Here is a 16,878-nt window from a genome sequence, read left to right as displayed (position 1 = left end):
GTGTGAGCTGCTGCGTTGCGAACGATGCAATCTATGTTGCATTTTTCAGTGTGACCTATCTAACATGGCATGTGACACCGCGTCAATCGTCTCGACTCCGAAGGACAGCAGTGCCCGAATTGCCCACAGACCCCGTTGGCAGAGTCGCCTGCCTCGGTGAACCGCTGGTCCTGGCCGGTGCGGAAGCCGGATTGCACCTGGCCGGTGCTCAGGCCGGATTGCACCTGGCCGGTGCGGAAGCCAACGTCGCGGCCGGACTCGTCGCCTGGGGCATCCCCGCCTCCTTCGTCGGTCGCCTCGGCGACGACGGCTACGGGGACCTGATCAGGTCGGAGCTGACCGCGCGCGGCGTCGACATCTCCGCGGTCGAGATCGACCCGACCCGGCCCACCGGGTACTACGCCAATCTCACCGCGCTCGACGAGGCGGGGGAGGTGTGCAGCGTCAGCAAGTGCAGCGGGGCCGGCTCGGCGGCCTCCGCGATGGCGCCCGGATTTCTGGACTCGGCCGCCGTCGTGTCCGTACTCGCGAGCGCGTCGGTCGTGCACTGCAGCGGCATCACACCGGCTCTGTCCGATACCTGCCGGGCCATGATGCGCCGGTTGCTCACCGACCGGCCCGGCATCAACGCGCTGTTGAGCTTCGATGTGAACTGGCGCGAACAGCTGTGGCCCGACGGCGATCCGGCCGAGGTGGTGGCCCTGGCCAACCTGGCCGACGTGGTGCTCCTGGGCGCCGACGAGGCGCTTCGCGTCGCGGGAACCGACGACCCGGTGGCGCTGCGTCGCATCCTGCCGGGTCCGGAGATACTGGTCATCAAGGACGGTGCAGACCAGGCCTTCGCGGTCGACCGGACCGGCGATGTTTTCGTCGCCCAGGCGTTGCGCGTCGACGTCGTCGAGCCGGTGGGCGCCGGCGACGCCTTCGCCGCCGGATTCCTCAGCGGTGTTGTGCGCGGCGAGGATCCGGAATCGTGCCTGCGGCGCGGCCACATCGGAGCCGCCGTCACCCTGACTGTCGTGGCGGATTCGGCCCCGCCACCGCCTGATACGGCGATCGAGCACCTGCTCGCCTGCACAGACGGAGAGTGGGCGGCGACGAAGGTGAGTGAGGTCGGGTTCACGGTGTGCGGGAGCAAGCGGTGAGTCAAAGTGTCGCGCGGGCACTACAACTCTTGATTCAGCTGGGAAACGGTCCGGCCGGCCTGGACGAGCTCGCGGCCGCAACGGATGTGCACAAGACCACCGTGATGAGGCTGCTGCGCACACTGACCGACGAGCGGTTCACGTTCCGCGACAACAACAATCGCTATCACCTCGGCTCCCGGATCTTCGAACTCGCCGCCCACGGCACCAATCAGCGGGAGATCCGCCAGATCGCCTCGCGACATCTCGTCGAGTTCAACCGCGAATACGGCCGCACCACCCACCTCGCCGCGATGGAAGGCGGCGCCATCGTGTACATCGACAAGCTCGAATCACACGATCAGATCCGGATGTACTCGCGAATCGGCCTGACCGCCAACCTGAATTCCACCGCCGTCGCCAAGGTGATCCTCGCCGACCTGCCAGATGCCGAGCTGCGGCCGATCGTCGCCGCGATGGACTTCACCCGCCGCAGCGCCAACACCATCACGACGCCGGAGGAGTACCTGCGCGAAATCGAGGCCGTGCGGGTTCAGGGCTGGGCCCAGGACCGCGAAGAGAACGAGCCGTCGATCAACTGCGTGGGCGCTCCGATCCGCGGTGCGAACGGCCGCGTCGTCGCGGCGGTTTCCGTATCGGTTCCCGACGTCGTGTTGCCTTTCGGACAGGTCCTCGAACTTCTGCCACCGTTGCAGGCGATGTGCGAACGCATCTCGGCCGAATGCGGCTATCGGCCGTCGTAGCTCGACCGGGAAATCATCGAAAACACCGCAAGCAGAGGAGATTCCACCGTGCCCGATTCCCAGGTCATCCGCACCGATGACGCGCCGGCGCCCGCACACACCTTCAGCCAGGGCATCCGTAAGGGCGGGTTCCTGCAGGTGTCCGGTCAGGGTCCGATGGACCCCGCGACCAACACCTACATCGGCGAGGGCGATGTGCGGGTGCAGACCCGTCGCACGCTGGAGAACGTCAAGGCGATCCTGGCGGCCGGCGGCGCCGGTGTCGACGATGTCCTGATGCTCCGGGTCTACCTCACGACGCGCAACGATTTCGCGGCCATGAACGAGGTATACGGCGAGTTCATGGCCGAGAACGTCAAGTCCGACCAGCTTCCGTGCCGGACAACGGTGTTCGTCGATCTCCCGCACGAGGTCATGCTGGTGGAGATCGACGCGCTGGCCGTCGTCGGCTAACTCGGCAGACTAACTCAGCAGACCGCGTGCCACGTGGGTGATCTGCACCTCGTTGCTGCCGGCATAGATCATCAACGACTTGGCATCGCGGGCCAACTGCTCCACCCGGTACTCGGTCATGTAGCCGTTGCCGCCGAACAGCTGCACGGCATCCATTGCGACGTCGGTGGCGGCCTGCGAGCAGTACCACTTGATCGCGGAGGCCTCGGCGAGGGAGATCGTCGCCCCCTTCTCGGCGGATTCGATGACGCGGAACAGCATGTTGCGCACGTTCATCCGGGCCACTTCCATGTTGGCCAGCTTGAGCTGGATCAGCTGGAACTGGCTGATTTCCTGGCCCCACAGGGTGCGGGTCTTGGCGTAGTCGACGCTCAACCGCAGGCATTCCTCGATCACGCCGAGCGCCATAGCGGCGACCCCGATGCGTTCGGCCGAGAAGTTGGACCGGGCGCTGGCCCTACCCTCGTCGGGCCCGTCGGACCCTTCGGTCTCACCGAGCAGCCGGTCGCGTCCCAGCCGGACGTTGTTGAAGAACAGCTCACCGGTGCGCGATGAGTGAATGCCCATCTTGCGGAACGGCTTCGACTGCTCGAAGCCCTCCATGCCGCGGTCGAGGACGAAGGTCAGCACCTTGCGGTTGCGCTTGTCCGCGCCATCCCCTTCATCGAGCTTGGCGTAGACCACCACGACGTCGGCGTCGGGCCCGTTGGTGATGAACGTCTTCTGGCCGTTGAGGATGTAGTCGTCACCGTCACGGGTGACGTAGGACTTCATGCCGCCGAAGGCATCCGAACCCGAATCGGGTTCGGTGATCGCCCAAGCACCGATCTTCTCGTAGGTCACGAGACCGGGCAGCCACCGTTCCTGCTGGGCCAGGGTGCCGCGGCTCTGGATGGTCGACACGGTCAGGCCCAGGCTGACGCCCAGCCCGGTGACCAGGCCCATCGACACCCGGCACAGTTCGCTGATCAGGACGAATCCCATGCCCGGCGATCCGCTGCCGCCGAACATTCCGCCGCGGGCACCCGAGGGCTTGGCGTCCCCGCTGCGCAGCTTCTCCAGTCGCTTGTCCAGCGACTCCTTGGCGAGGGCGTCAATACCGAACGTGGCGAACAGCTTTCGCACGATCGGGTACGGCTCCATGTCTCCGCTCTCGAGCTCGTCGAGGTGCGGGCGGATCTCCTTGTTCACGAACTCACGAACCGCGTCGCGCACGGCGATGTCTACGTCAGACCAATCAAGCATCTCGACAGCTTAGACAGGTGTCAAAGTCAGGCCGCGGGGCGGCGGGCGGGCCGCCGCAGCGCCGGCAGCGAGAACGTTGTGTGCACCAGGGCTCCGGCCCGGTCCAGCAGGGTCTTGCTGCGCGGCACGTAGTGCATCGGTAGACCCCAGCGGTCGCGTGGCGGGGCCATGAAGCCCGGTGCTTCCACCAGGGGACCGTCGGCGGCCAGCTTCCCGGCCGCGCGGCGGTACGCCGACAGGGCGCGCGGGTGCAGCCTGATCTCGTCGGGCACCGCGACGAACGCCAATTCGACCGCCTTGCCGAAGATCCGCAGCAATACCTCGTCGCCGGGCGTCCACCGCATTCCGGCCTTTTCCCGCACCGCCGGGTCGAACAGGCCGGCCGCGATCCAGCGCTGTGCTCCGACAAGGGGTTTGAACAGTTGGTCCCAGACCGGTGTCGGCATCAGCACGAACCAGGGCTTGGGGATCCGGATGGTGAAGATGTCAAGGGTGGCCCGGTTGATCTCGAGCTCGTCGCGGCACTTGGCGTCCCAGTACTCCTGAAAGTCCTCCCAGCTGTTGGGGACCGGCCGCATGCTCATGCCGTACATGCGGTACCACTGCACATGTTCATCGAACAGCTGTTGCTTCTCGGCTTCGGTCAGGCCGCCGCAGAAATACTCCGCGGTCTTGATGATCAACATGAAGAACGTGGCGTGTGCCCAGTAGAACGTCTCCGGGTTCAGCGCGTGGTAGCGCCGCCCCTGGCTGTCGACACCTTTGATGGTGGTGTGGAAACCCTTGATCTGCGCGCCGGTGTCCGCCGCGCGGTCGCCGTCATAGACCACGCCCATGATCGGGTACACCGACCGGGCCACCCGCTGTAGCGGCTCGCGCAGCAGGATCGAGTGCTCCTCGACGCCGGCGCCGAGTTCCGGATACATGTTCTGGATCGCGCCGATCCAGACGCCCAGCATCCCGGTGCGCAGGTCGCCGAAGTACTTCCAGGTCAGCGAATCCGGGCCGAGTGGATTGTGCTCGGTGCCGGTGGTGGCTCGTGTGGTCATTGGGTCCTCGTTGACTCGTCATGACGTGAATCACAGCTGAGGCCAACGATAGTAGTGACAACGCGCGTTGTCTACGCCGCCGCGGCGCGTCGCCGCGCACTGTTATTCGGCGGCTACCGTCGCGCCACAGCGCTGTGACCAGCCGGGTTTGCCGGCACCGGGAGAGTGTGGGCATACCGGCTCGCAGCATGATTGCCGCCCGGTCCGCGCGCCACTTACTCTGGCGCTGTGGATGGCGAGCCTCTCGATGACCCGTCCGGCCGAGTCGGGGATGTCGAGCAGGCGCCGCAACAGCGCCCGGTGCGGACACCCGGGTTGCCGGGTCCGCTGGGTTGGCTGCAGAGCGCCAACCGCAGCCCAGCCGTCGTCGACCTGGTCCGGCGGTGGCGTCGGGCGTTGCCCGGAGATCCGGATTTCGGTGACCGGCTCTCGGCGTCGGGCGAGGGCGGTCCCCGGGCCGCGGCGCGGGTGGCTGACCGACTGCTGGACCGTGACGCCGCCTCGCGTGAGGTGAGCCTGGGCGCATTGCAGGTGTGGCAGGCGCTGACCGAACGTGTCTCGGGAACCCCGGCCAATCCCGAGGTGACACTGGTGTTCACCGATCTCGTCGGGTTCTCATCGTGGTCGTTGCGCTCCGGCGATGATGCCACGTTGCGACTGCTGCGCCGGGTGGCGCAGGTGATCGAGCCGCCGGTGCTGGAAGCGGGCGGTCACATCGTCAAACGCATGGGCGACGGCATGATGGCGGTGTTCTCCGACCCGGAAACCGCCCTGGGGGCGATGCTCGTCGCGCTCGACGGAGTGAAGAGCATCGACATGGACGGCTACGCGCCGCGCATGCGGATCGGCATCCACACCGGCCGGCCGCAGCGCATCGGGTCGGATTGGCTCGGCGTCGACGTCAACATCACCGCCCGGGTGATGGAACGTGCTGCCAGGGGCGGCTTGATGATCTCGCACACCACGTTGGAGGGCATCTCGGAAGGCGAGCTCACCACCCTGGGTGTGACCGTCAAACGTGAACGGCGGCAGATATTTTCGGCGAAGCCGGAGGGTGTTCCCGACGATCTGATGATGTACCGGGTGAAAATTCCCAGGCGGCTGCCGGCCGGCGAACATGAGGGTGACGGGGTGCCGGGCGCATAGGGGTGCGGTGCTCAGGGGGAGCGTCGGTGCTGGGCGCACTCACCGCAGCGCGGCTCGGTTCTATTGGAAAGGGTCGTAGTCCGGTTGGAGCGCCGGCGGGGGTGGGGGCGCCTGTCGTGGGGGTGGCGCGTACGTGGGTGGCGGAGCGACCGGCCTGGTGGTGACGGTGGCGGGTTCCGCGGGCAGCGCGCTGCTCGGCGCAGGCGCGGCAGGTGTCAATCCGAGCATCGCCAGCTGGTCTGCGGTTGAGGGCGTGACGAAATAGGACTTGGACTTCGGCTGGAGGACCAGCACCACGATCGCGATCGCGAGGAGAAGTACTGCGGCGCTGAGGATCAGCGTCAGCGTCCGGAACCATGAGACCTGGCCGCCCGGCGCCAGCACGATGGTTACGACGGCGACGGCTGCGGTGACCGCGATGCCGATGAGCATCGGCGTACGCGCGGTTCCACGTCGGCGGGCGTACTGAACGGCCAGCCATACCAGTGCCCCAGCGACGCCAACCGAGACCGCCGCCAATGCCACACCGGGAAATGTGGTGCCGCCGTACATGAATTCGAGCTCCGGTAGCGCCAGCAACGTGCCGATGGCGCCGACCACGAGCAGTGCGGCGATCCCACCCACCAGGTAACCGGCCAGGAAAACCGTCCACGGCGGGCCGCCTGCCTTCCACGGAGGCACCGTGGACGACCCGGTGTGCGCGAGCGGCGTTGGGCGCTCCGGCGTTGCGCGGTGTAGCACCCCAGTCCAGCCCGGCGCGGTTGGTGGCGGAGCCGGCTGCGGTGGAGCGGTGTACTGCGGTGGCGCGGTGTACTGCCGTGGCGCGGGGTCGGCGAACGGATCGTAGTTACCAAAGGGATCCAGTGACACGGTCAGCCTCCGTTTCCGGCTTTGCGGCGACGCCACCACAGCACGCCGCCGGTTACGAGCCAGGCGGCCACGGGCAGGGTCACCAGCAGATAGAAGAACGGCTTCGAGGTCGCGGGGTTCGGGATTTCGTACGGCGTCCAGGACGTCGGTTGCTGCGGCCAAATCTGGCTCAGCGGAACAGAAGTGGTGATGCCGCCGACCCAGATATCGTCACTGGACTGCTGCTCGATCGGACCGACGATCGACGGACCCGCAGTGGTGGCGATGGACTGGTACTTCGACGTGAACTCCTGTTCGCCGACGTCCTTCAGTTCGATCTTGCTGAAGTCGACGCCTCCCCAGGAACGGCCTCGAGTCCACGTTCCGTCAGCGTCCTTGGTCTTCCAGCTGAAGGTCGGCTTGGCGTGGGTGTACGAATAGACGTAGCGGTCGAAGACCTCACGCGAGTTCCACGGCACGGTCCACGCGGCGACGTCGCCTGAATCGATGACATCCGCATACTGAGTTGGCTTGTCCGCGTTGCGCTTCCGATACCACTCGGCAGCGATCCGGCTGGCGTACACCCGGCGCAGATCGGCGAACTTGGGATCATGATTGATCGCCTCGATCACCGCGGGCATGATCATGTCCTGGTACACCTTGCCGTTTTGTGCGGTGATCGCCGGATCCTGGCCGTCGCATGATTCGTTCGGGCTGATATCGCTGTCTTCGAGCCCGACCTTGACCGTCAGTGGTGCGTCGATGATGTACAGCTGGTCGCCGTCCTCCCGAACCGTAGCCGGCGTGGGCTCTATCCATTGCCGGCGGCCCAGGAAGCATTTGTCCGTGCCGCGCAGTGTGTCTTCGAATCGTTTGCCGAGCGGGGTGTCGTCTCGCTGTAGCCGGCCCGACACCTCCTTCATTTCGAGGTCTGCCTCAAGCAGCACCTGACCCGCTTGGGTCTTGCCGAACTCCCCGTCGATGACACGGTCCGGCTCGGTGGGATTCAGGTTGACCCAGAATTTGTCGGGGGACAGCGCCATCCAGACGTAGAAGGCGTCCATGGCCATCTGGGCGTTGCGCTGCCCGCCGTAGGACGGCGCATCATCAGACGTGGTGCTGGCACGGAACGCGTACTGCATTGCCGGTTTGCCTGCGACGGTGTCGGTGACATAGCGCAACTCGAGCGTCGAGAAATCGATACCGCCGTAGTCGATTGCGGGCGCGGCAGGTGCCAGAGGAGCCTGCTGGGGTGCTGGTGCCGCAGGAGCGGGGGCCGGTGCCGCAGGAGCAGGCGCCACCGGTACCGGTACTGGTATCGGAATCGGCGCCGCCGGTATCGGCACAGGAATCGGCGCTGCCGGTATCGGCACCGGTACGGGGGCCGGCGCCGGAATGACGATCGGCGGTGGCGCTGCAGCAGGCGCTTGCGGGGCCGGGACAGCTGGAACCGCAGGCGCGGGCACCGGCCGTTGCTGTGGCGCCGGCGGTTGTGCCGGTTGGTGTTGTGGTGCCGGTGCCGGTGCCGGTGCCGGTGCCTGGCCGGCCTGAACCTCGATGGGCGCCGGTTTCGGCTGCTGCACGGGCGCCGGTTGCGCTGGCTGTTGCGTCGGATTGGCGGTTTGATCGAGTGCGACCTCGATCTCGTCTCTGACCGCCTGATCTTCGGGGCTGTCTGGTGCGTCTCCCAGCGGGAGCGGCAGCGAAGCCGCGCCACCCGGGCCACCTGGACCGCCTGGTTCTTCGGGTACGGCCTTCGTCGGCCAGTACTTGACGCAGACCGCCGTCGGCATGGTTGTGCCGTCATTCCTCAGCTGATCCAGGGTGCGCTTGATCCAGCGCTGTGTGGCGGGGCTGGGCAGCCTGCCGAACATCATCACCAACGAGGACCCGGTTTGGCCGGCCATCTTGACGTGGTCGATGAACTGTTTTCTTGCGTGCGACGCAAGCGAGTCCCCGGACTTGGCTTCGACGATGGTCCACAGCCGTGGCGGAACCTTGTTGGTCACGTTGGTGATATCGAACACCGGTCCGTTCGGGAGGATCCCGGGGTCGATCTTGGAGCCCTTGATCCAGCCCGCCGACTCGCTGCCGGCCAGCTTCCACAGTTCGTTCCACAGAAAGTCTTCGAAGGCAGGTCCGACTCGCCGGTTCTTGATGACGGTGATGTAGTTCGTCTTCCACCGCTGGAAGGCCATCGGCTTAGCGCCGGCCATGGTCCTTTTGATTATGTGATTGCGCCAGGCGATGAGCATGTGATTCTCGGTGCCACCGGGCAGGCCCTCGTCTTTGAGCTCGTCCAGTTCGTCCTTCGACGGTTCCTCGACCGATTCCAGCCCCGGATCCAGCCCCGGATACCTGTACTCGACCGTCTTGTCTTGAGGTGCGACCTCGGTGGCATCGAATCCCGGCAGGGCGAACCCAGTGGTGCACTCGCCGTAGGCCCCGTAATCGGCGCGGGCTGTCGGACCCCCCAGCCACGTCGAGGTGGCGATGACCAGCGCGAACACCATGGCGTAAGTGACGAGCCGGTGACTGGTCATGGCTTTCCTGCCCAGCGGTCGTAGTAGCCGCGGGCTTTGGGTTGGCCTTTGGTGATGCCGAGGCGGAAGAGCCGGAACGGGCTCGTCACATCCCTGTCGTCATTGCTCTGCACCTTGTACTCGACGAGCGCGGGGTCGCCGGGATCGGTGAGGTAGTCGACGTAGACCCAGCGTGAGGGTCGGTTGCGGCGCAGCATTTCGCCGAGGTACCAGCAGGCGCCTGCGAGTAGGTCGGTGTTGGCGGGGTCGTTGATGGCCTCGACGGTGGGGGTGTGGTGGTGGATGAGGTCGGTGAGTCGGTCGATGGATTCGGGGGTGAAGTCCCAGTTTCCGGGGTAGCGGTTGGCCCATTGTGGGAAGTCGCGTTGGCGGGCGGCCAGCCAGTCGTCGAGGACGGGTGAGGGCGGTGGGCTGGGCAGTAGGTCGATGCCGACGACGCCGGGTGGGGGTGGGGTGGTGACCTTTTCGCTCCAGGCGGTGAAGGTCTGCACGAGTGGTCCTGCGTTGGTGGGTCGGTCGATGACGGTGGCGACGAGAAGGTGCAGGGGTGAGACGGGGTTGAGTCCGAGTCCGTCGCCGGGTACGGCGATGGGGATACCGGCCGGGGTGCCGGCGGGGTTGTCGTCCCAGCCCCAGTAGGTGGCGGTGATGCGGCCGCGTAGCGCGGTGTCGGTGAGGGTGGGTTGTGCGTGTTCGGCGAAGCCGGGTTGGTTGTCCCAGTCCCAGTGTCCGGCGGTGAGGTGGGTCAGGGTGAGTCCGATGTAGGCGATCAGTGCGCGGATGACGGGGCGGTCGTCGTCGGTGAAGACGTCGTCGGGTTCGTGGAACAGGGTGGTGATGACGTGTTCGAGTGCGCGCAGTGATTGGGCCGAGTAGTCCAGGGCGACCCCGTAGGGTTCGGCCAGCCCGGCCAGTCCCGCTACCGCGGGCGAGATCCCGTCATCCCATTCATCAGCCAACTTCTGACGATCCACCTGGCAACCTTCTGTAGCAATTGTTGTGTCCGAGGCACGAACTTTCCGCCGGTGAAGACTGCGCACCGTACAGCGGTTGACCCGGGCAGCTGAATATGCGAAAAGGCTACGTCGGCAAACAGTCCTGAGGCGGCGAGATTGATCCGTTCACAAGCGTAACGGCATTCATCGGGCGCCTCGCGCGCTAATTTGATTTGGCTGCCCAGCGGTCGTAGTAGCCGCGGGCTTTGGGTTGGCCTTTGGTGATGCCGAGGCGGAAGAGCCGGAACGGGCTCGTCACATCCCTGTCGTCATTGCTCTGCACCAAGTAGGCGAAGCCGGGTTGGTTGTCCCAGTCCTAGTGTCCGGCGGTGAGGTGGGTCAGGGTGAGTCCGATCCCGCTACCGCGGGCGAGATCCCGTCATCCCACTCATCCATCAGCCAACTTCTGACGATCCACGTCGTCATCGTCTCCGATCTCGGCTGAGTTCGTTGTCGCAGGTTCAGTCTGAGCCGGTGGAAACGGATTCGAAGCCTGATCAGGCCATCGCCTATGATCGCCGGGTGGCTGAGCAGCCCAGTGATCTCTCAGAAGAAGCCCTGACCAAAGCCGTCAGCGCGGCCCGGCATGCCTTTGAGCTGGCCGGTGACCTTGACGCGCTCGCGCGCGCCAAGACCGAGCACCTCGGCGATCGTGCCCCGATCGCCCTGGCACGCCAGGCGTTGGCGACCCTGCCGAAGGCTGACCGCGCCGACGCCGGCAAACGGGTCAACATTGCCCGCGGCGAGGCCCAGCGTGCGTACGACGAGCGGCTGGACGCGTTGCGCGCCGAGCGCGACGCCGCGGTGCTGGTCGCCGAGCGCATCGATGTGACGTTGCCCTCGACGCGCCAGCCGGTGGGCGCCCGGCACCCGATCACGATCCTGGCCGAGAACGTCGCCGACACCTTCGTCGCGATGGGCTGGGAGCTGGCCGAGGGGCCCGAGGTCGAGACCGAGCAGTTCAACTTCGACGCCCTGAACTTCCCGCCCGATCACCCGGCCCGCAGCGAGCAGGACACGTTCCAGATCGCCCCGGACGGCTCACGTCAGGTGTTGCGTACCCACACCTCGCCGGTGCAGATCCGGGCGCTGCTGGAACGCGACCTGCCCGTCTATGTCGTTTCGATCGGGCGGACCTTCCGCACCGACGAACTCGATTCAACCCACACGCCGGTGTTCCACCAGGTGGAGGGGCTGGCGGTGGACAAGGGCCTGACCATGGCGAATCTGCGCGGCACGCTGGACGCGTTCGCGCGGTCCCAGTTCGGGCCGGAGGGACGCACCCGGTTCCGTCCGCACTTCTTCCCGTTCACCGAGCCGTCCGCCGAGGTCGACATCTGGTTCCCGGGCAAGAAGGGCGGCCCCGGCTGGGTCGAATGGGGCGGCTGCGGCATGGTCAACCCGAATGTGTTGCGCGCCTGCGGTATCGACCCCGACGTCTACTCCGGATTTGCCTTCGGCATGGGATTGGAGCGAACCCTGCAGTTCCGCAACGGAATTCCTGACATGCGCGACATGGTCGAGGGCGATGTCCGGTTCTCGCTGCCGTTCGGGGTCGGTGCCTGATGCGGATTCCTTTCAGCTGGCTGCGTGAGGCCGTTCGTGCCGGCGCGCCGGATTGGGATGCGTCGGTCGAGGAACTCGAGCAGACGTTCATCCGGATCGGACACGAGGTCGAGGAGATCATCCCGATCGGCCCGGTGAGCGGACCGCTGACCGTCGGCCGGGTTGCCGAGATCGAGGAACTCACGGAGTTCAAGAAACCGATCCGGGCCTGCAAGGTTGATGTCGGTATCCAGAATGTGGACGGCGAGCATCGCGACATCGTCTGCGGGGCGACGAATTTCGCGGTCGGCGACCTGGTGGTGGTGGCGCTTCCGGGAACCGTATTGCCCGGCGACTTCACCATCGCCACCCGCAAGACCTACGGCCGGGTTTCCGACGGCATGATCTGCTCGGCATCAGAGATGAACCTGGGCGTCGACCAGTCAGGCATCCTGGTGCTGCCCGAGGGCACCGCCGATCCGGGTACCCCGGCGGCGGAGATCCTTGGTCTGGACGACGTGGTGTTCCACCTGGCCATCACGCCGGATCGCGGTTACTGCCTGTCGGTGCGAGGTCTGGCTCGCGAGATCGCGTGCGCCGATGATCTGGACTTCGTCGATCTGGCCGACGTACCGCCGTTGCCCGCCGAGGGTGAGGCCTGGCCGCTGACCGTCGAGCCCGGAACGGGCGTGCAGCGTTTCGGGCTGCGCCCGGTCACCGGCATCGATCCGGCGGCAGTGACGCCGTGGTGGATGCAGCGACGGCTGATGCTCAGCGGCATCCGTGCCATCTCGCCGGCCGTCGACGTGACCAACTACGTCATGCTCGAAATCGGCCACCCGATGCACGCCCACGACAGCAGCCTGATCACCGGCGGTTTCGCGGTGCGCTTCGCCCGTGACGGCGAAAAGGTCGTCACCCTCGACGATGTCGAGCGCACCTTGAACTCGGCCGACGTGTTGATCGTCGACGACGTCGCGACCGCCGCGATCGGCGGCGTAATGGGCGCGGGCACCACTGAGGTACGTGATACCACCACTGATGTGCTGCTGGAAGCCGCAGTGTGGGATCCGGCCGCGGTGTCACGCACGCAGCGCCGCCTGCATCTGGCCAGTGAGGCCGGCCGCCGTTACGAGAGGTCGGTTGACCCGGCCATTTCGGTTGCCGCACTGGATCGTTGCGCGACCCTGCTGGCCGAGATCGCCGGCGGTACCGTCGCGCCGACGCTCACCGACTGGCGCGCGGACGGGCGCACCGACTGGTCTCAGCCGGCCATCGAGATCCCGGCCGACCTGCCGGACCGCACCGCGGGCGTCGAATATGCCGCGGGCACCACGGCACGGCGGCTCACGCAGATCGGCGCTGTTGTAACCGGGACCGATCCGCTCACCGTGACCCCGCCGAGCTGGCGACCCGACATGCGTCAGCGTGCCGACCTCGTCGAGGAAGTGCTGCGGCTGGAGGGCCTGGAGTCCATCCCGTCGGTGCTGCCGACAGCACCGGCCGGGCGTGGCCTGACCGCGGTGCAGAAGCGGCGCCGGGCCATCGGAAAGTCACTGGCGCTGGCCGGATTCGTCGAGGTCCTGCCCACACCGTTCCTGCCTACCGGCGTGTTCGACACGTGGGGCCTGGCCACCGACGACCCTCGACGCAACACCACCAAGGTGCTCAACCCGCTGGAGGCCGACCGGCCGCAGCTGGCCACCACGCTGCTGCCCGGATTGCTGGAAGCGCTGGGCCGCAACGTATCCCGTGGCGCAGCCGATGTCGCGCTGTTCGCGATCCAGCAGGTGGTGCATCCCACGGCCGAGACCCGGTCCGTCGAACGCATCCCGAACGACCGCAGGCCCACCGACGAGGAGATCGCCGGGCTGGACGCCTCCTTGCCGCATCAGCCGCAGCATGTCGCTGCGGTGCTCGCCGGGCTGCGGGAGCCTGCCGGACCGTGGGGCCAGGGACGTCCGGTGGAGGCCTCCGACGCTTTCGAGGCGGTACGGGTGATCGGCCGGGCGGCCGGGGTGGAATTCACCCTGCGCGCCGCCCAGGAGCTGCCGTGGCATCCGGGCCGCTGTGCCGAGGTGGTCGTCGGCGACACGGTGGTGGGTTACGCCGGCCAGCTGCATCCGGCGGTCGTCGAGCGGGCGGGCCTGCCAAAGGGCTCGTGCGCCGTCGAACTCGACCTCGATGCCGTGCCGATCGTCGAGGTGCTGCCCGCGCCGTCCGTGTCACCGTTCCCCGCGGTGTTCCAGGACATCAGCGTGGTGGTCGGTGACGAGGTGGCCGCGGCCGCCGTCGTCGACGCCGTCCGTGACGGGGCCGGCGAGCTGCTCGAGGACGTCCGGCTGTTCGACGTCTACACCGGCCCGCAGATCGGGGAGGGCCGCAAGTCCCTGACCCTGGCGCTGCGGTTCCGGGCTGCCGACCGGACCCTGACCGAGGACGAGGCCAGCGCCGCCCGCGACGCCGCCGTCGCGGTCGCCGGCGAGCGGGTCGGCGCCGTCCTGCGCGGCTGATTTCATTCTGCTCGGCGCAACAACTCGACGCCGTCACCGCGCAGGTGCGGAAGCGCAGCCGATTCACGTCCGGTCGCGAGCAGGAGCAGCGCCGAGACGGGCCCCTCGATGAGCGGCCCGGCCCCAGCAGCCCAGCCGGTGTCGACCGCGCATAACCGGTACGGAGCCAGCCTCGTGGTGGCCCGGAACGGGAACCGCGGATTCCAAACCCGTTCCAGTGCCAGCTGTGCTGCCTCAGTGGGCATTTCGTGGTGAAGGTTCAGTGGTACCGCGATGTCCTGGCCGTGCACGAGAAGGTCCATCAGCCGATCGGTTGCTGTGGTGCCGACGGCGGTGAAGCGCGACCCGATCGTGTTGCGCATCTCGTTGAGCAGCTGACGGTCGTCGCTCTTCGTGGCATGGCGAATCGCGGTAGTGCACACCATGCGGTCGAGGCTGCCGCGAGCGCGCAACAGGTTGACCAGAATTCGACCGACATTGGCCTGGGTCGACAGCGTCACGTGGGCCACCACGTCTCGGACCTGCCATCTGTCGCACAGGCTGGCGTGGCGCCATTGCGATGCGCTGAGCTGTTCGAGTAGTTGCAGCAGGCTGCGTCGTTCTGCGTCGACGGCGCGCCAGATGTCCTCGGTGTGCATGCGGCTTACGCTAGGAACTCCAGTCGGGTGGAGGTTCAAGGCACTGTGACGCACGGCACAAGCATCGGTGAGTTGTCGCGGCTCACCGGCGTATCGGTGCGGACGATCCGTTACTACTGCGATGAAGGCCTGCTGGACGCACGTCGGAGTTCCGGTGGCCACCGCGTTTTCGAGGCCTCGGCGGTCGAGTCGCTCACCCTGGTCAGACGGTTGCGGGCGGCTGGTCTCGGCCTGAACGCCATCGGCGACATCCTGGCCCGCCGGGTATCGATCGGTGACGCCGTGGCGGTCGAGCGACGAGCCGTCGACGCGGAGTTGGCCGGCCTGGCGAGGCGTCGGGCCTCGTTGGAGGCGTTGTCCACTGCGCAGGGGGGACGTCGTGGACACGACGTTCTCGTCGAGTTCTGGCGGCGATTGTTCGCAGGGGCGACGTCGGCGGACGTATTCGACGGGTTCGTGGAGATGACCGTGCCGCGACCACCGGGGGAGGCAAGCCCGGCGCGTGTTGTCGCGTACGCAGAACTTGTGGCCCTCGCCCGGCAACCGGCATTCGGCGCGGTGATGGCCAGGCAACTGTGGCGGTTCGAACCGGGTCGCATCAGCGATCGTCGGGGGCTCGTGATCGGCGTCGCGGAGGCTTGTGACATGGCCTTACTGCTCGTGCACTCCGGACGGCCGCCGTCGGGTGGGCCGGCTGTCGACAGATTCGTCGACGCCCATGCCCGGGCCCGCCAGGATGCTGACACGCCCCCGTTTCGGCGTGCGCTCATCGCAAACGCGGGCGCCGACACCGATCCCGATGTCCGTCGGTACTGGGATCTTTTCAGTGAGATCGCAGGTGAGACGACTACGGTGGGTTCCATCCAGCGCTGGCTTTACGACGGGCTCCGCCTCGGCGCCGCATAGCCAATTAATGAGTTTGCATCTGCATGCATAACAATGCAGAATTGCGGTATGACTTCGATAGCGGTGGCCGGCGCCAGCGGCTACGCCGGCGGAGAGATCCTGCGATTGCTGCTCGGGCATCCGGCCTACGCTGACGGCCGGTTGACCATCGGGGCGTTGACCGCGGCCTCCAGTGCCGGGACGACGGTGGCCGAGCATCACCCGCACCTGCTGCCGTTGGCCTCCCGTGTCCTGGAGCCCACCACCGCCGAGGTGCTGGCCGGTCATGACGTGGTGTTCCTCGGGCTGCCGCACGGTCATTCCGCTGCGCTCGCCGAGCACCTCGGTCCCGACACCCTGATCATCGACTGCGGTGCAGACTTCCGGCTGACCGACGCCGCCGACTGGGAGAAGTTCTACGGTTCACCGCACGCCGGCAGCTGGCCCTACGGGCTGCCCGAACTGCCCGGCGCCCGGGACCGGCTCAAGGACACCAAGCGCATCGCGGTGCCGGGTTGCTATCCGACCGCCGCACTGCTGGCGCTCCTGCCCGCCGTGGCCGGCGATCTCGTCGAACCGGCCGTCACTGTCGTAGCCGTCAGCGGCACTTCGGGTGCGGGCAAGTCCGCCAAGGTGGACCTGCTGGGTTCCGAGGTGATCGGCTCGGCACGTGCCTACAACATCGCCGGCAAGCACCGGCACACCCCGGAAATCGCCCAGGGACTGCGGTCGGTGACCGACAAGGACGTCACCGTCTCGTTCACCCCGGTGCTGATCCCCACCTCCCGCGGCATCCTGGCCACCTGCACCGCCCGCACCGAGGCATCGGAGGCCGAGGTCCGGGCCGCTTACGAAAAGGCTTACGACGCAGAGCCGTTCATCTACCTCCTGCCGGAGGGGCAGCTGCCCAAGACCGGGTCGGTGATCGGCAGCAACGCCGCGCAGGTCGCGGTCGCCGTCGATGAGCAGGCGAAGACACTGGTGGCCATCGCCGCCATCGACAACCTCACCAAGGGAACCGGCGGCGCTGCGGTGCAGTCGATGAATCTGGCACTGGGCTGGCCCGAAACCGAAGGACTTTCGATCGTGGGAGTGGCACCTTGACCGAGTCGACGCAAACCGGGACGGC

At 66.9% G+C, this 16,878-nt stretch carries 14 protein-coding genes; 8 read left to right on the top strand and 6 right to left on the bottom strand.

Translation table 11 applies throughout. The annotated features are described in order from the left end of the window. Window positions 1-110 precede the first annotated feature (110 nt). The 3 genes from ACWEFV_RS13545 to ACWEFV_RS13535 are packed head-to-tail and all read left to right on the top strand — an operon-like array spanning window position 111 to window position 2,341. Window positions 111-1,145, top strand: coding sequence for a sugar kinase (locus ACWEFV_RS13545; RefSeq protein ID WP_450070531.1), 1,035 nt, complete (start codon window positions 111-113; stop codon window positions 1,143-1,145). Further along, a complete protein-coding gene (locus ACWEFV_RS13540) occupies window positions 1,142-1,888 on the top strand; it encodes an IclR family transcriptional regulator (protein ID WP_450070530.1) in 747 nt (248 codons plus the stop codon). The genes ACWEFV_RS13545 and ACWEFV_RS13540 overlap by 4 nt, the downstream gene beginning before the upstream one ends. Window positions 1,889-1,936: 48 nt before the next feature. After that, the gene (locus ACWEFV_RS13535; RefSeq protein ID WP_450070529.1) at window positions 1,937-2,341 is read left to right on the top strand and encodes a RidA family protein; all 405 of its coding nucleotides are present in this window, start codon (window positions 1,937-1,939) and stop codon (window positions 2,339-2,341) included. A 9-nt stretch (window positions 2,342-2,350) separates the two neighbouring features. Here ACWEFV_RS13535 and ACWEFV_RS13530 read toward each other — a convergent pair whose 3' ends face one another. After that, window positions 2,351-3,586, bottom strand: coding sequence for an acyl-CoA dehydrogenase family protein (locus ACWEFV_RS13530; protein ID WP_450070528.1), 1,236 nt, complete (start codon window positions 3,584-3,586; stop codon window positions 2,351-2,353). A 26-nt stretch (window positions 3,587-3,612) separates the two neighbouring features. Then, the gene (locus tag ACWEFV_RS13525; RefSeq protein WP_450070527.1) at window positions 3,613-4,635 is read right to left on the bottom strand and encodes an oxygenase MpaB family protein; all 1,023 of its coding nucleotides are present in this window, start codon (window positions 4,633-4,635) and stop codon (window positions 3,613-3,615) included. A 228-nt stretch (window positions 4,636-4,863) separates the two neighbouring features. On the opposite strand from ACWEFV_RS13525, the gene ACWEFV_RS13520 reads away from it, so the two are divergent. After that, window positions 4,864-5,781, top strand: coding sequence for an adenylate/guanylate cyclase domain-containing protein (locus tag ACWEFV_RS13520; protein ID WP_450070526.1), 918 nt, complete (start codon window positions 4,864-4,866; stop codon window positions 5,779-5,781). 60 nt (window positions 5,782-5,841) lie between these two features. On the opposite strand, the gene ACWEFV_RS13515 is transcribed toward ACWEFV_RS13520, so the two are convergent. From ACWEFV_RS13515 to ACWEFV_RS13505, 3 genes are read right to left on the bottom strand one after another with little or no spacing between them, the layout of a single operon-like run. After that, window positions 5,842-6,651 carry a hypothetical protein gene (locus ACWEFV_RS13515; RefSeq protein WP_450070525.1) on the bottom strand — a complete coding sequence of 270 codons (810 nt, stop codon included), beginning with the start codon at window positions 6,649-6,651 and terminating at the stop codon, window positions 5,842-5,844. A gap of 2 nt (window positions 6,652-6,653) precedes the next feature. Further along, window positions 6,654-9,173, bottom strand: coding sequence for a hypothetical protein (locus tag ACWEFV_RS13510; RefSeq protein ID WP_450070524.1), 2,520 nt, complete (start codon window positions 9,171-9,173; stop codon window positions 6,654-6,656). Then, the gene (locus ACWEFV_RS13505; protein WP_450070523.1) at window positions 9,170-10,147 is read right to left on the bottom strand and encodes a hypothetical protein; all 978 of its coding nucleotides are present in this window, start codon (window positions 10,145-10,147) and stop codon (window positions 9,170-9,172) included. Before ACWEFV_RS13505 ends, ACWEFV_RS13510 begins: the two co-directional genes overlap by 4 nt. A gap of 543 nt (window positions 10,148-10,690) precedes the next feature. Here ACWEFV_RS13505 and pheS point away from each other — a divergent pair. Both pheS and pheT read left to right on the top strand, forming a co-directional pair. Further along, window positions 10,691-11,734, top strand: coding sequence for a phenylalanine--tRNA ligase subunit alpha (gene pheS, locus ACWEFV_RS13500; protein WP_135455365.1), 1,044 nt, complete (start codon window positions 10,691-10,693; stop codon window positions 11,732-11,734). Next, window positions 11,734-14,226, top strand: coding sequence for a phenylalanine--tRNA ligase subunit beta (gene pheT, locus ACWEFV_RS13495; protein WP_135455363.1), 2,493 nt, complete (start codon window positions 11,734-11,736; stop codon window positions 14,224-14,226). The genes pheS and pheT overlap by 1 nt, the downstream gene beginning before the upstream one ends. A gap of 2 nt (window positions 14,227-14,228) precedes the next feature. On the opposite strand, the gene ACWEFV_RS13490 is transcribed toward pheT, so the two are convergent. Then, the gene (locus ACWEFV_RS13490; RefSeq protein WP_135455361.1) at window positions 14,229-14,864 is read right to left on the bottom strand and encodes a maleylpyruvate isomerase family mycothiol-dependent enzyme; all 636 of its coding nucleotides are present in this window, start codon (window positions 14,862-14,864) and stop codon (window positions 14,229-14,231) included. Window positions 14,865-14,909: 45 nt separating this feature from the next. Here ACWEFV_RS13490 and ACWEFV_RS13485 point away from each other — a divergent pair, with 45 nt between their 5' ends. Further along, window positions 14,910-15,770: a MerR family transcriptional regulator gene (locus ACWEFV_RS13485; RefSeq protein WP_210115527.1), complete on the top strand. Its 861-nt coding sequence runs from the start codon at window positions 14,910-14,912 to the stop codon at window positions 15,768-15,770. A gap of 48 nt (window positions 15,771-15,818) precedes the next feature. After that, window positions 15,819-16,853: an N-acetyl-gamma-glutamyl-phosphate reductase gene (gene argC, locus ACWEFV_RS13480; protein WP_450070522.1), complete on the top strand. Its 1,035-nt coding sequence runs from the start codon at window positions 15,819-15,821 to the stop codon at window positions 16,851-16,853. Window positions 16,854-16,878 lie beyond the last annotated feature (25 nt).

The organism is Mycobacterium sp. NPDC004974, assembly GCF_053600815.1.
Note: the sequence above shows the minus strand (reverse complement) of the source record. Positions and strands in the feature narration are given on the sequence as shown.

What these genes read in the sequence shown, in the direction of transcription:
- ACWEFV_RS13530 (WP_450070528.1), bottom strand. Translation starts at nt 3,586, where the DNA reads ATGCTTGATTGGTCTGACGTAGACATCGCCGTGCGCGACGCGGTTCGT.
- ACWEFV_RS13525 (WP_450070527.1), bottom strand. Translation starts at nt 4,635, where the DNA reads ATGACCACACGAGCCACCACCGGCACCGAGCACAATCCACTCGGCCCG.
- ACWEFV_RS13510 (WP_450070524.1), bottom strand. Translation starts at nt 9,173, where the DNA reads ATGACCAGTCACCGGCTCGTCACTTACGCCATGGTGTTCGCGCTGGTC.
- pheT (WP_135455363.1), top strand. Translation starts at nt 11,734, where the DNA reads ATGCGGATTCCTTTCAGCTGGCTGCGTGAGGCCGTTCGTGCCGGCGCG.
- ACWEFV_RS13490 (WP_135455361.1), bottom strand. Translation starts at nt 14,864, where the DNA reads ATGCACACCGAGGACATCTGGCGCGCCGTCGACGCAGAACGACGCAGC.
- argC (WP_450070522.1), top strand. Translation starts at nt 15,819, where the DNA reads ATGACTTCGATAGCGGTGGCCGGCGCCAGCGGCTACGCCGGCGGAGAG.